Source organism: Melghirimyces profundicolus (assembly GCF_003054245.1).
Taxonomy (GTDB): Bacteria; Bacillota; Bacilli; order Thermoactinomycetales; family DSM-45169; genus Melghirimyces; species Melghirimyces profundicolus.
Genome location: NZ_QBKR01000066.1, coordinates 1 through 1220, shown reverse-complemented (window position 1 = coordinate 1220; position 1220 = coordinate 1). Strand labels below are relative to the sequence as shown.

Here is a 1220-nt window from a genome sequence, read left to right as displayed (position 1 = left end):
GACTGGGGTTTACGCGGACCTTCGGATCGCCATGATCCAACGAGATCGGCTTATCGAGGCTTTGAAACGGATCAAAAACCGAATGCACCATTGGTTTGACCGGTACTTTCCCGAATACACAACGGTGTTTAAGGACTGGGAAGGGAAAGCCTCCCTGTACACTCTAAAGCATTTTCCACTTCCTCAGGACATCTTGGAACGGGGAGCAGAAGGGATCGCAGCCGAGTGGAAAACCGTCGTTCAGCGAGCGGTGGGTAAAAAACGCGCAGAATGGTTGGTACAAACCGCCCAGAATTCCGTTGGCTTAACCGAGGGTTTGACGATGGCCCGGATGGAGCTTCAGATGCTGTTGGAACAATATGAGCTTTTGCACCGGCAATTGGATCGGCTCTCCACTCAAATCCAAGAGCTGCTTCACTCCATCCCCGGTACCAGGGAAATGCTAAGTATTCCCTTGGTTGGATGGGCGACCGTAACCGGATTTCTGTCGGAGGTTGGCCCTTTAACGGCCTATAACCATCCTCAACAGCTGATTCGCTTGGCAGGATTGAACGTTAAAGAAAACAGTTCCGGGCAGCACAAAGGACGGACTTCCATCACCAAAAGGGGACGACCTCGCCTGCGATCGTTGTTGTTTAAAGCCATTCTCCCAATGACGGCCCACAATCCGGAATTTCGGGCCCTCCACCGGTATCTAACGACCCGGTCAGAAAACCCGCTGAAGAAGATGCAATCTTTAATTGCTCTGTGTTGTAAGTTGGTTCGAGTGTTGTTTACCTTAGGGAAAAAGCGAAGAACCTATGATGCCCGCAGGATGTTGGGAGACGTTCGTCGTTCACAGTTACAAACCGCTGCTTAAGCTCTTTTGATCATTCCGTTTTTTATGGACAAACGAAGCGCGAGAGCCGGGACGAATTTCGTCATACGGGCACGACCCTGTCGCTAAGCATCCCCCTGGCCTCCACCCCTTGACAGGTTGAACGATGGAATGTGAGGGCAAAGACCCCGTGAGACATGGGAGGGCATACCGCAAGGGTATTGTGGAGATTCCGTGCGCGACCATATTGTGGAAATTGAAGGCTAGTCTTTGGTCTCTTGGTTACCCACCATCCAAATTTACTATTTCCTTCAATTTTCAACCTTCAAGGGAGTTCGTTTGTTCCTCAAAAAACGGAGATTCGAAGAGGATATGTGAGCGTTCCCTTATTTTCTTGAGGGAG

1 protein-coding gene is annotated in these 1220 nt (G+C 50.4%); it reads left to right on the top strand.

Features of this window, described 5'->3' with window-relative positions; all coding sequences use genetic code 11:
- Window positions 1–859, top strand: an 859-nt coding sequence (locus C8P63_RS18685) for a transposase (RefSeq protein ID WP_146172227.1), incomplete at its 5' end; no start/stop codon positions are given.
- Window positions 860–1220: the final 361 nt, after the last annotated feature.